The 11,071-nt window shown below is 69.3% G+C and carries 11 protein-coding genes; 3 read left to right on the forward strand and 8 right to left on the reverse strand.

Translation table 11 applies throughout. The features are described from left to right. Positions 1 to 1,440 (reverse strand): serine/threonine-protein kinase (locus tag U9977_RS21100; protein WP_322751020.1); only part of this gene is annotated, 1,440 nt, incomplete at its 3' end. A gap of 732 nt (positions 1,441 to 2,172) precedes the next feature. Here U9977_RS21100 and hpnH point away from each other — a divergent pair. Beyond that, entirely contained in the window at positions 2,173 to 3,177 is a 1,005-nt protein-coding gene (gene hpnH, locus U9977_RS21105) for an adenosyl-hopene transferase HpnH (protein ID WP_322751030.1), read from the forward strand. A gap of 161 nt (positions 3,178 to 3,338) precedes the next feature. On the opposite strand, the gene U9977_RS21110 is transcribed toward hpnH, so the two are convergent. Continuing rightward, positions 3,339 to 3,953, reverse strand: a complete 615-nt coding sequence (locus U9977_RS21110; protein ID WP_322751021.1) for a TetR/AcrR family transcriptional regulator — start codon at positions 3,951 to 3,953, stop codon at positions 3,339 to 3,341. Positions 3,954 to 4,136: 183 nt separating this feature from the next. On the opposite strand from U9977_RS21110, the gene U9977_RS21115 reads away from it, so the two are divergent. Beyond that, positions 4,137 to 4,697, forward strand: coding sequence for a PaaI family thioesterase (locus U9977_RS21115; protein WP_416210724.1), 561 nt, complete (start codon positions 4,137 to 4,139; stop codon positions 4,695 to 4,697). Between the two features lie 24 nt (positions 4,698 to 4,721). Here U9977_RS21115 and U9977_RS21120 read toward each other — a convergent pair whose 3' ends face one another. Further along, positions 4,722 to 5,690 (reverse strand): urease accessory protein UreD, encoded by a 969-nt coding sequence (locus U9977_RS21120; RefSeq protein WP_322751023.1) that lies wholly within the window; start codon positions 5,688 to 5,690, stop codon positions 4,722 to 4,724. 5 nt (positions 5,691 to 5,695) lie between these two features. Beyond that, on the reverse strand, positions 5,696 to 6,439 hold the full coding sequence (gene ureG / locus U9977_RS21125; RefSeq protein WP_322751024.1) for an urease accessory protein UreG: 744 nt from the start codon (positions 6,437 to 6,439) through the stop codon (positions 5,696 to 5,698). 196 nt (positions 6,440 to 6,635) lie between these two features. Between ureG and U9977_RS21130 the strand changes: the two genes are divergently transcribed. Next, positions 6,636 to 7,304 (forward strand): endonuclease V, encoded by a 669-nt coding sequence (locus tag U9977_RS21130; RefSeq protein WP_322751025.1) that lies wholly within the window; start codon positions 6,636 to 6,638, stop codon positions 7,302 to 7,304. A gap of 122 nt (positions 7,305 to 7,426) precedes the next feature. On the opposite strand, the gene U9977_RS21135 is transcribed toward U9977_RS21130, so the two are convergent. Genes U9977_RS21135 through U9977_RS21150 form a run of 4 tightly spaced genes read right to left on the reverse strand, consistent with a single transcriptional unit; the run spans position 7,427 to position 10,611 of the window. Further along, the gene (locus tag U9977_RS21135) at positions 7,427 to 8,107 is read right to left on the reverse strand and encodes an urease accessory protein UreF (protein WP_322751026.1); all 681 of its coding nucleotides are present in this window, start codon (positions 8,105 to 8,107) and stop codon (positions 7,427 to 7,429) included. 58 nt (positions 8,108 to 8,165) lie between these two features. Then, positions 8,166 to 9,896 (reverse strand): urease subunit alpha, encoded by a 1,731-nt coding sequence (locus U9977_RS21140; protein WP_322751027.1) that lies wholly within the window; start codon positions 9,894 to 9,896, stop codon positions 8,166 to 8,168. Further along, positions 9,893 to 10,312, reverse strand: a complete 420-nt coding sequence (locus tag U9977_RS21145) for an urease subunit beta (protein ID WP_322751028.1) — start codon at positions 10,310 to 10,312, stop codon at positions 9,893 to 9,895. The genes U9977_RS21140 and U9977_RS21145 overlap by 4 nt, the downstream gene beginning before the upstream one ends. Beyond that, positions 10,309 to 10,611, reverse strand: a complete 303-nt coding sequence (locus U9977_RS21150) for an urease subunit gamma (RefSeq protein ID WP_322751029.1) — start codon at positions 10,609 to 10,611, stop codon at positions 10,309 to 10,311. Before U9977_RS21150 ends, U9977_RS21145 begins: the two co-directional genes overlap by 4 nt. Between the last annotated feature and the right edge of the window lie 460 nt (positions 10,612 to 11,071).

The raw sequence follows: 11,071 nt of genomic DNA on the forward strand, positions 1-11,071 counted from the left end.
GCGGTAATAACCGTTGTGGTCGGCGATGAAGGAGCCGGCGAACTCGACGTCGGGCTTTCCCGGGAGCCAGAACGCGAGCGGACCCAGGTCCACCGTCTGTGGTGCGGGGGTGGCCGGCCGGCCGATCCGGCGGGCAGCCCAGGCCGCCGATCCGGCGCCGGCGCCCAGACCGGCGACGGCGACGGCGGCGAGCAGCAGGCCCCGCCGGGACGCCCGTGCCTTGCCCGGGCGCGCGGCCTTCCCGGAACCGTTCGCGGCCTGCCGCGCGTCCGGACCGACCCATACCGGCTGTTCGATCGTGGCCGGGTCGATGTCGGGCTGTGATCGTGGCCGGCGTGGCCTCGGCACTCCGGAGGTCAGGACCTCCAGGCCGACGGTGTCGAGGTCATCGCCATCCTGCTCGCCGATGGCGGTCCCACCGGCGACGTTGGCGACGCCGGCGACGTTGGCAACCATGGTCGGCGCCTCGTAGAACGCGTTCGACGTCGGCCAGGCGTTCGGGCTCGCCACCGGTGGCGCTTCCCGGGGCATGTCCGGTAGGGCTGCCTGGGGGGCTGCCTGTGGGGCTACCGGAACCGGGGCCGGTCGTGCGGGCGGTTCTGTCGCCGGCGCCGAGACGACGGCCTGTAGTTGGCGGCGAATCCGTTCCGTCGTGGGCCGAGCGGACGGATCCTTGGCCAGAATCGGTTGGAGTATCGAAAAGGTCCGGGCTGCGCGCATCGGCGCGCTCGGCCCTTCGTAGACGACCGCGTGCATGGTCGCGAAGGTGGTATCCCGACCAAACGGGGAGACGCCTTCCGCCGCATGCAGCAGGGTCGTCGCGAGCGAGAAAAGATCGCTGGCCGGACCGGCCTCATCCCCGCGGATACGTTCTGGAGCCATATAGGCGGGTGTGCCGACCACGCCCCCGGCCGCGGTGATCCGGTGATCGGTCTCGTAGGCCGCGACGCCGAAGTCCGCGAGTTTGACGGTACCGTCAGCGGTGATCAGGACGTTCGACGGTTTGACGTCGCGGTGCAGAACTCCTTTGCGGTGTCCGTGCACGAGCGCGTCCAGCAGCGCGATACCGATCCGGGCGACCTCGGGCTCGTCCAGCGCACCGTCCTGCGCGATCACCGCCGCCAACGAACGTCCTGGGACCAGATCCATCACGATCCACTGCGCACCGTGGTCCTCGACTAGGTCGTACACGGTGACCACATGGGGATGGGCACCGAGCCGGGCGGCGTTGCGCGCTTCGCGGCGGGCACGTTCGATCAGCAGTTCGCGGTCCTGGGCCGAGAGGTTGTCAGGAATGCGGATCTCCTTGAGGGCACGTTCGACACCGGTGCCGGTGTCGACGGCCCGCCAGACCGTCCCCATCCCGCCCGAGCCGAGCCGTTCGACCAGCCGGAACCGCCCGCCGATCAGGTGCGTGACCGTGTGCCCGCTTCGCGTCATACGCCCGCCTTCAGCCTGCAACGCGTGCCCAACCCCATGTGACCTCCGCGCTGCTGCCCACTGTCTTTTTCGCCGATGTTAGGCGTCGCCGGGGACAGCCATTGGTTGGCCGGTTCGGGACTCACCCGTCAGGTCTACACACAATCGCCGCTCGGTTTGCCGCGGGGTCGGTCATACCCGGCCTGATGTCGCGGATTTGGCGAACCTGGGCGGCCTGGGAATGGCCTGCGTCACTCCTGGCGGGGTTGCGAAGGCCAGACCGTTGCTACCACGGCGCGCGCCTGGGGCCGATGTCCAGCTTATGGCGGGCGATGTGACGTTCGTCCAACACCGGCGGCGCAACGCCGACCGGCGGTGGAACGCAGGACCAATGCCTGCCGGGCATGTCCCCGTCAGGCCCGGGTGGCGCCACCGTGGGCCGGGCCTGGTCGGGCCGCGGCTGGGGGTCGCTGGGCCTGCCGGTCCGGTGCCGTCGCCCTGTGGTGATCGTTTACTTCCCGCTGTCCGGATCCCGACACGGCTCCGTCCGGATTTCTGGTCTAAAACTCCGACTAGGTCGCTGACCTGCGGTGACGGATGTCCAATGCGGGTCGGGGCCGGCCGGGTAGGACGGGGAGAAGTGGCCGATCCAACGTTCTCGACGAACATACAAGCTGTACGTACACCCTGTATGTTGTCGAGATGGAGCGGCCGTCCGGCCGCACGACGTCGACGCCGAAGGGCGGTATTGCCGTGGCGGTGGAGTGGCGGTACTCGTTGCGGATCGGGATGTACCTGGCCAAGCAGAAGGTGCTGCGTCGTAAGCACTTTCCGCTTGTTCTCGAACTTGAGCCGTTGTTCGCCTGCAATCTGTCATGCACCGGTTGCGGCAAGATTCAGCACCCTGCGTCCGTACTCAAGCAGCGGATGAGCGTCGAGGACGCCATGGCCGCGGTGGAGGAGTGCGGCGCACCGGTGGTCGCGATCGCCGGTGGTGAACCGCTGATGCACCCGCAGCTCGACGAGATCGTCCGTCAGCTCATCGCCCGCAAGAAGTTTGTCCTGCTGTGCACTAACGGGCTGTTGCTCCGCAAGAAGATGGCGAAGTTCACACCGTCGCCCTACTTCACCTTCATCGTCCACATCGACGGGCTGCGCGAGCGGCACGACACGGTGGTGGAGAAGGCGGGCACGTTCGACGAGGCGATCGAGGCGATCGCCGCGGCCAAGGCAGCCGGCTTCCGGGTGGGCACCAACTCCACCTTCTTCAACAACGACAGCCCGCAGGACGTGATCGACGTTCTGTCCTACCTCAACGACGAGGTCAAGGTCGACCAGATCCAGCTCTCGCCCGCCTACGCGTATGAGAAGGCGCCCGACCAGGAGCACTTCCTCGGCGTCTCGCAGACCCGCGAGTTGTTCGCCAAGGTCTTCGGTGACGGCCGGCGCGAGAAGTGGCGGCTTAACCACTCGCCGATCTTCCTGGACTTCCTGGAGGGCAAGCGCGATCTTTCGTGTACGGCCTGGGGTATCCCGAGTTACTCGCTGTTCGGCTGGCAGAAGCCGTGCTACCTGATGAGCGACGGCTACGTGTCGTCCTACAAGGAGCTGGTGGAGACCACTGACTGGGACGCCTACGGTCGGGGTAAGGACCCCCGCTGCGCCAACTGCATGGCTCACTGCGGGTACGAGACCTCCGCGGTGCTTGCCACCACGTCGTCGTTGAAGGAGTCCCTGCGGGCCATGCGCAGCGTCTGAGGCGCGAGGCGCGATACCTGCGCGTTGCGTTTCAGGGACGGCTCGTCCCCTACCGCCTGGCACTACCGCCTGGCACTACCGCCACCGCTTGGCACCACGTTGCGAGCCGGCCACCTCGACGGTGGCCGGCTCGCAACGTTCTCGCTACCTTCTTGTTTTCGTTACTTTTTCGCTTCCAGGCCGACGAGTAGCCGATCGAGAACCTCGCCGGCCTCACGTCGGACTTTCGCGGGTTCCGAGGCCCGGCCGATCAACAGGCTCGCCTCGGACAGGACGGCCGCCAACACCCGGGTGAGGGGCGCGACCGGCAGCGGGTCGATCCGCCCGTCGTCGATCGCCTTGCTCAGCCATTCAGCGAGCAGGCGGTAGCCGTGCCGTTCGACCAGGACGTCCCACGCGTCGTGGCCGAGTACCGCCGGGCCGTCGACCAGCACGATACGTTGGAAGTCGCTGTCGGTGCAGATGTCGAGAAAAGACTGGAAGCCGGTTCGCAGTTGCTCCCAGGCGTCGGTGGCCGGCTCGTCCGTGGCGCGCTTGAGCTCGGTGGTGACGAGCTGTTCGGCGACCTCGAGGGCGACCTGTTCCATCACCGCGCCGAAGAGATCAGCCTTGTCGCGAAAGTGATGATAAAGCGCCCCACGCGTCACCTGCGCGTCGGCCACGATCTCCTCGGTGCCGGTCGCCGCGTACCCCTGGGTCCCGAATCGGTGCCGCGCGGCGGCGAGGAGAACCTCTCGGGTGGCGGCGGGGTGCTCGCTTCCGCGGATCCTGCTCATTCGCTGATTATGTTGCACTCAGTCTTCTAGTGGGCTTGTTCGGTGACGGAAATGTCCATAACTATACCTGGTTGCCCGGGCCGCCGTAGCCGTAGCCGTGGCCCGTGTGAGGCGCTGACCACAAAAAGCGACCGACAATAAGGGTGCGGCATCGCAGGGCTGGGGCGCTTTAATCTAGCGACCATGACTACGACTGAGCCGCGCCCACCGGCTGTTGAGTGGGGCGAGCCCCGCAGTAAGACAATCACCTGGCATGATCCAATGATCACTGCTGCGATGGGGCGGACCATGAGCGGTCTTGACTTCCTCCTGGCGATGCGTGACGGCGTGGTCCCACCCCCGCCGATCGCCATGCATTTTGATTTCGGGATCGGTGCGGTTGCCGAGGGGGACGTTGTTTTTCACTGTGCCCCGGACGAATCCGCATACAACCCGATTGGCATGATACATGGCGGTCTTGTCTGCACTCTCCTGGATACGGTCACGGGCTGTTCCGTGCACACCACGTTGCCAGCCGGGTTCGGATACACCTCCATTGAGATCAAGGTCAACTATCTGCGGCCGATCCAGGTGGTTGACGGTCGCCCGAGCGGCCTGACCGCGCACGGCTGGGTCGTCCGACCTGGTCGCCGCATTGTCTTCGCCGAGGGGGATGTCTGCGGCGCCGACGGCAGGAAACTCGCCACCGCGAGCAGCACCTGCCTGGTGTTTCCGCTTGAGGGCGCGGCCCCGCCGCCGGCCTGACGGCCGTGGGCATCGCACCGCCGCTCACCAGCGGGCGACCATGGTTCGGCCCGTGTTCAGAGCCTGGCGGAGTGCGACCGCGTCGGGTGCCAGCGCGCTGATCAGAACCCCCGGCCCGGCCAGGGGGAGCAGGGCGAAGGTGTCCGTGACCGCCGGGGCGGTCCCGAGCCCGTCCGGCCCGGGGCCCGCGATCAGCAGCGAACCGGTCACGCGGGCGCCACCGAGGACAGCCGGCCCGTCAAGGCCGGGCATACCCGGATCGAGGCACAGCTCCTGGCGCAGGAGCGGGCGCAGCATCCCGCTACGACCTTCTCGGTTGTGGCCCTCCCGGTTGTGGCCCTCCCGGTTGTGGCCGTTGCGTCCCTGTCCCTGTCCCTGTCCCTCGACGTCGACGTCGACGTGCAGTGCGCAGGAGATCGAGCCCGCTGGTTCACCGAAACGTCCGAGGACGATTTCCTCCCGCCACAGCAGCCGGGCGGTTGACGCCAGCCGGATGCGCGCCCGCATGTGGTGGCGGCAGCCGCGGGCGGCCACGGTCGGTTCGGGCAGGTACGCGAGCGCCGCATCCGGCCCCACGTCGGCGCGTACGTCGAACAACGACGGCGGGTCCGCACGGTTCCCATGGCCGCTCTCGTTCTCATCGCTGCTACCGCAGTGGTCCCCGCGGCCGGGTAGGGCCACGGTTGCAGCCACCGTGCGCAGCACCAACGCCACCCCGGCTCCTACGCTGATGTCGAGCCGCAGCCGGTCACCGGCCAGCGGACCGGCCGCCGCATTCACCAGATGGACGGTCGCAGTCGGTAGGTACCCGTGCGGGAGGGCATCGGAGCCGCAGCTGCTGTCCGTCGTGCCGGTGCGGCGCAGCACCAGCGGTACCTGTGACCGCAGCTCGCTCACCCGGATCCCGCCGTCCGGTGTCGGATCGACCTGGACGGCCGCGTGTGCGCTGATCGACGTCCGGCCGGTGCGGTCGCTCGTGGCTGTCGCCTCCAACGTGTTCAGATCCGTCTGCCTGGGCCTGGGCCTGGACCTGGAGGCGGAGTCGGCCCCGGCTCCGGCGCCGGTCGTGGACATTGCAGCAGCACCCACTGGGCCACCGCCGCCGCCTGCGGTTCGGCGGCAAGCGAGGTGAACAGCACCGGGCGCCCGCGCCGGACCCGTTCGGCGTCCCGGGCCATGACGCTGAGGTCCGCGCCCACCAGCGGGGCGAGGTCGGTCTTGTTGACGACGAGCAGGTCGCTGCCGGTCACCCCAGGACCGCCCTTGCGGGGTACCTTGTCGCCGCCGGCCACATCGACGACGAAGATCTGCCGATCGATCAGGCCGTAGCTGAAGGTTGCGGTCAGGTTGTCTCCGCCGCTCTCGACGAAGATCAGGTCAAGCGGCCCGCAAGCCGATTCCAGATCCTCGACAGCATCGAGGTTCGCGGTGATGTCGTCACGGATGGCCGTGTGCGGGCAACAGCCCGTCTCGACCGCACGGATGTGCGTCGGGTCGAGCACGCCCGCCGCGCGCAGGAAGTCGGCGTCCTCGGTGGTGTAGATGTCGTTGGTCACGACCGCGATCCGCAGCGTCTCGCCGAGGGTCCGGCACAGCGCCGCGACCAGCGCGGTCTTACCGCTGCCGACCGGCCCGCCGATCCCGATCCGCACCGCCCGGCCGATCGGTGCCGCCCGGGTCGGACCGTTCCCCGCAGCGCCGCCCCCAGCAGGGGATGCCTGAAGGTTGTGCTCGACATGCATCGCTACACCTTCTCAGGATCGCACTCGCACTCGCACTCGCACTCGCACTCGACATCCGGCCCTGCGGGCGGACGAGCCCAGGTAACGATGTGATTCTGATGCTGTGGGGCCAGCATCAGAATCACATCGTTCGGCCGTGGCCGTGGCCGTGGCCGTGGCCGTCGACGTGGACCGTGGCTGACGGGGCGGAGAACCGATGCGGATCGAGGACGCGGTAGCCATCCAGGAAAAGCTGCGCGATCAGGTGGACGCGGTGGGCCCGGGGCCGCGCACGGTACACACTGTGGCGGGCTTTGACGTTGCTTATGACACGGCCACCGACCGCGTCGCCGGTGCGGTTGTCCTGCTGGCCGCTCCCGACTGGCAGCCGATCGGTCACGCCACCGCCGCGGGCCGGGCCGCCTTCCCGTACGTGCCGGGTCTGCTGTCTTTCCGCGAGCTGCCGGCGTTGCTGGCTGCGTGGGCGGAGCTCCCTGCCGGCAATCCTCCGGATCTGCTGGTCTGCGACGGCTACGGCCTCGTGCACCCACGCCGGTTCGGGCTCGCCTGCCATCTTGGGGTCACGCTCGACCTGCCGACGGTCGGCGTCGCGAAAACGTCGTTCATCGGAAACTACCGTCGCCCGGGGGTCCAGCGGGGCTCGTGGTCGCCGATTGTCGACGGCGGTGACACGGTCGGCCGGGCGCTGCGTACCCAGACGGGTGTCAAGGAGGTCTTCGTCTCCGTGGGGCACCGCATCGACCTGGATACGGCATGTCAGTGCATTCTCGATCTCACGCCGCGTCACCGTCTACCGGAAACCACCCGCACCGCCGATCGGTTGTCCCGCCGAGCACTGGCGGCAGGTCGTCCCGCCGACTCCTAGCGATCTTTCGAGGTTTGTGCGCCGATAGTTGTCTTGTTGATCGCACAAACCTCGAAAGATCGTTCAGGTTGGCCGGCGGATGGAACGCAGGCCGGGTCGGCCGATCGGGTCGGCCGATCGGGTCAGGACGCGAACATGCGGACCGCGGCAGCCCGGTGGCGCTCGGCGAGGAGGTCCAGGCGCGGTCCGGTGAGCGCAGGCAGGTCCGCGGGCAGGCGGTCGCAGGATGCCGCGGCTTCGGCGGCGGTGCGCTCCAGATCGGCCGCCAGGCACGCGAGTACGGCGGTGACCGCCAGGGGGTCCAGGCCGAGCAGGCGGATGGCGCCCGCCGCTGGCCCGCTGACCACGCCATAGGCCAGCGCGAGCGCAGCGTCGGCGGGGGAGATGCCGGCGTGCGCGGCGACCAGACCGAACGTGACCGGATGGTGCGGCGCCGGGATCGGACAGCGCATTCCCGGCCAGGCCGCGCGACCCGCACGCAGCAGCGCACGACCCTGTGCGCGGCTCGCGGACCGTTGCGCCGGTGACGGCGTCCGCGCGTCGAGCTCCGCGTCCAGTTCGATGATGATCCTGTTCAGGAGCGCCCCGGGCGCTGGGTAGGACCGGCAGGCGGCCGCGGCGAAGGTGGCGGTGACCAGGCCTGCGGTAGCCAGGCGGCCACGCAGGAACCGCTCGAGATCGTCGAGATCGCGGACGCTGCCATCGACGACCGCGGCCTCGATACCGCCAGAATGCGCGTGTCCACCGGCTGGTAGCCGGCCGTCCGCCAGTAACAGCAACGCCGCCCGGCTCGCAGCTGGCATCCAGGATCCTTCCGGGCGGCTGTCGGAACGGTGATCGGAACGGTGATCAGAATGGTGATCAGAACAGGAAGTAGCGCTGGGCCATCGGGAGCTCGGCCACGGGCGCGGCGTCGACGGCATCCCCGTCGATACTCACGGTGAACGTTTCCGGGTCGACCCGAATGTCGGGTGTCGCCGTGTTCTCGGGCAGGTCGGCCTTGCCACGCCGGCGCACGTCGGCTATGGCAACCATCGGCTTGGCCAGGTTGAGCCGCTGGGGCAGACCGTCGTCGAGGGCGGCCGGGGCGACGAACGTCAGCGAGGATGCGGCCGCCGGGCCGGGCGCAGCCCCCCACATCGGCCGCGGCAGCACCGGCTGCGGAGTCGGGATAGACGCGTTGGCGTCGCCCATCGCCGCCCAGGCGACACATCCACCCTTGATGACCACGGATGGCCGGACGCCGAAGAACGCGGGGTCGTAGAGGACGAGGTCGGCGAGTTTGCCCGGTTCCACCGAGCCGATCTCGGCGTCCAGGCCGTGCGCGACGGCCGGGCAGATCGTGTACTTGGCGACGTAACGCCGGGCGCGGGCGTTGTCGGCCCGGCCGTCCCCGGGCAGCACGCCGCGCCGCGCTTTCATCACGTGCGCGGTCTGCCAGGTCCGCAGGACGACCTCGCCGATGCGTCCCATGGCCTGCGAGTCCGAACCGATCATCGAGATGGCGCCGAGGTCGTGCAGGATGTCCTCGGCGGCGATGGTGGACGGCCGGATCCGGCTCTCGGCGAAGGCCAGGTCCTCGGGCACCGTCGGGTTCAGATGGTGGCAGACCATGAGCATGTCGAGGTGCTCGTCGAGGGTGTTGACCGTGTGCGGCCGGGTCGGGTTCGTCGAGCTCGGTAGGACGTTCGGTGCCGCGGCCACGGTGATGATGTCCGGTGCATGGCCACCGCCGGCACCCTCGGTGTGGTAGGCGTGGATGGCCCGCCCCGCGATCGCGGCGAGGGTGTCCTCGACGAAACCGGCCTCGTTGAGCGTGTCGGAGTGTAGCGCCACCTGTACTCCGGCTGCGTCGGCGACCCGCAGACAGGCGTCGATCGCGGCGGGCGTCGACCCCCAGTCTTCGTGCAGTTTGAAGCCGGCGGCACCGCCGCGCAGCTGCTCCCACAGCGCGGCCTCACCCACCGTGTTGCCCTTGCCGAGCAGGACGACGTTCACCGGCAGCGTGTCCATCGCCGACAGCATCCGGGCGAGGTTCCACGGGCCGGGGGTGACGGTGGTAGCTCTGGTGCCGTCGGCCGGCCCGGTGCCGCCGCCGATCAGCGTGGTGATGCCGACGCCGAGGGCCTCGGGGACCTGCTGCGGACAGATCAGGTGCACGTGGCAGTCCACCGCACCCGCGGTGAGGATCTTCCCGTTTCCGGCGAGGATCTCCGTACCCGGCCCGATCACCAGGTCGGGATGGACACCGTCCATGGTGTCGGGGTTGCCGGCCTTGCCGAGCGCCACGATCCGGCCGTCCCGGATGCCGATGTCGGCCTTGACCACGCCCCAGTGGTCCAGCACGACCGCGCCGGTGATGACCAGATCGGGGGTACCTTCCGCGCGCGACGCCAGGGCCTGCCCCATGGATTCCCGGATCACCTTGCCGCCGCCGAACACCGCCTCGTCACCGGTGCCGGCGCCGGCCGGGCCGCGGCTGCGGTCCTCGGTCACCTCGATGAACAGGTCGGTGTCCGCCAGCCGGATGCGGTCACCGACCGTCGGACCATACAGGTCGGCGTAGCGCGCGCGGTCCAGATACCGGCTCACCGGATCGTCCCGTCCGGCCCCGTCCCGTCCGGCCCCGTCCCGTCCGGCCCCGTCCCGTCCGGCCCTGTCCCGTCCGGCTCGGCCGTGTTCGACCCGGCCGCGTCCAGCGGGCCGGCCGATTCGGCCCGCAGGCCCGGTACGATCCGTCGGCCGGCGAGCGGCACCAGGTCCACCTCGCGGTCCACCCCGGGCTCGAAGCGGACGGCGGTGCCGGCGGGTACGGCGAGCCGGTGCCCCCAGGCGGCGTCCCGATCGAAGTCCAGCGCCGGATTGGCCGCGGCGAAATGGTAGTGCGACCCAACCTGGACTGGACGGTCGCCGAGGTTGCGAACCCGCAGGGTCAGGATGGGGCGCCCCGGGTTGATCTCCACCGGGCCGTCGCCGTGGCGGATTTCGCCCGGCCTGACGCCGTTCACGGGATCGGCTGGTGCACGGTCACCAGTTTGGTGCCGTCCGGGAAGGTCGCCTCGACCTGGACATCGGCAAGCATCTCGGGGACGCCGTCCATGACATCCTCGCGGGTAAGTACGCTGCGACCGGCCGTCATCAGATCGACGACAGTACGCCCGTCACGCGCGCCCTCCAGGAGGAAGGACGTGATGACGGCGGTCGCCTCGGGGTAGTTGAGCCGCAGGCCGCGGGCTCGTCGCTCCCGGGCGAGGCCGGCCGCGACGTGGATCAGCAGCCGTTCCTGCTCATGCGGGCTCAGCAACACACGTGGAAGCATAGAGCGCCCGGCAACAGGGACGCAGCGTGGTCGGTCCGCCCGGCCAGGGGTTCCGCTTGTGTCGGCCCGGGACGACTCGGTTACGGAAACGTTACAAGCCGCGGGTTCGTGAGCACAGTCGGCTTGCATGGCGGCAGAGTGATGACGCCATGCCCCTCATCCGCTGTCCTGTCGTTCCGTCGTTCCGCACCGCTGCTCGACGCCATACCGGGTGTTGCTCTGCCGTGTGCGGCCCGGCCCGAGGCCGTGAGGTTGGTGCGTGCCGGAATCCGGGCGACGTCGCTGAGCCGAATCGGGCGGGGGCGTTGCGTTGCATTGCGCCCTACACCGTGCTCGCCAGACCTGGGTTTTCGGAGGCTATATGACCGCCGAGCGTGACCGTGAACGGATGCGGCTCGCGTCCGCCCCGGCGCTCTGCTCGCCCGAAGCTGCGCCGGCGGCGCCGGCC

Source organism: Protofrankia sp. Cas8 (genome assembly GCF_963555845.1).
Classification (GTDB): Bacteria; Actinomycetota; Actinomycetes; order Frankiales; family Frankiaceae; genus Protofrankia.

Bases quoted from the DNA above. Each gene is read 5' to 3' on its own strand.
- U9977_RS21110 (WP_322751021.1), bottom strand. From the start codon at position 3,953: ATGAGCAGGATCCGCGGAAGCGAGCACCCCGCCGCCACCCGAGAGGTT.
- U9977_RS21115 (WP_416210724.1), top strand. From the start codon at position 4,137: ATGACTACGACTGAGCCGCGCCCACCGGCTGTTGAGTGGGGCGAGCCC.
- ureG (WP_322751024.1), bottom strand. From the start codon at position 6,439: ATGCATGTCGAGCACAACCTTCAGGCATCCCCTGCTGGGGGCGGCGCT.
- U9977_RS21130 (WP_322751025.1), top strand. From the start codon at position 6,636: ATGCGGATCGAGGACGCGGTAGCCATCCAGGAAAAGCTGCGCGATCAG.
- U9977_RS21135 (WP_322751026.1), bottom strand. From the start codon at position 8,107: ATGCCAGCTGCGAGCCGGGCGGCGTTGCTGTTACTGGCGGACGGCCGG.